A 414-nucleotide genomic window follows, 5' to 3' on the forward strand; every position below is an offset into this window, starting at 1 on the left:
ATGCACACGCTGCGCGAGGAGCCGCACCGTGCCGCGGTATGCGTCGCCCGGAATCTCGATCGCCACAGCGGCGGGTATACCGCCCAGATACGCCAGGGAGTCGAGCCCGCGCTGGTCGAAATTCAGGTGCGCACGGTTCAAGTCGCGGCGCTCGCCCACTTCCTGCTGGCAAGGCAAGGGAGCACCGCTGTGATCTGGACGACGCCCGAACGCGCGGACGAGCGTGAAGAGCTCGTCACGGCAATGCTTCAGGGCTGCTGACGGGGGGCGGCGCTCGCCTGAAGGCTCGGGCCTCGCCGCCCTACGAACAGAGGGAACCCCATGGTTTCCCTCCGTAACCTCCTTTCCTTCAGGGGTGTCGGCTCGGTGAGTCGGACACGCTGCTAGCGTTGGTCCTCGTCGTCGCGTTCGGCG

1 protein-coding gene is annotated in these 414 nt (G+C 67.1%); it reads left to right on the forward strand.

Translation table 11 applies throughout. From position 1 onward, the window contains the following. On the forward strand, positions 1 to 261 hold a 261-nt coding region (locus tag I6F37_RS42130; RefSeq protein WP_225154690.1), incomplete at its 5' end, for a hypothetical protein. Positions 262 to 414: the final 153 nt, after the last annotated feature.

This window comes from Bradyrhizobium sp. NBAIM08, assembly GCF_020193935.1.
Taxonomy (GTDB): Bacteria; Pseudomonadota; Alphaproteobacteria; order Rhizobiales; family Xanthobacteraceae; genus Bradyrhizobium; species Bradyrhizobium yuanmingense.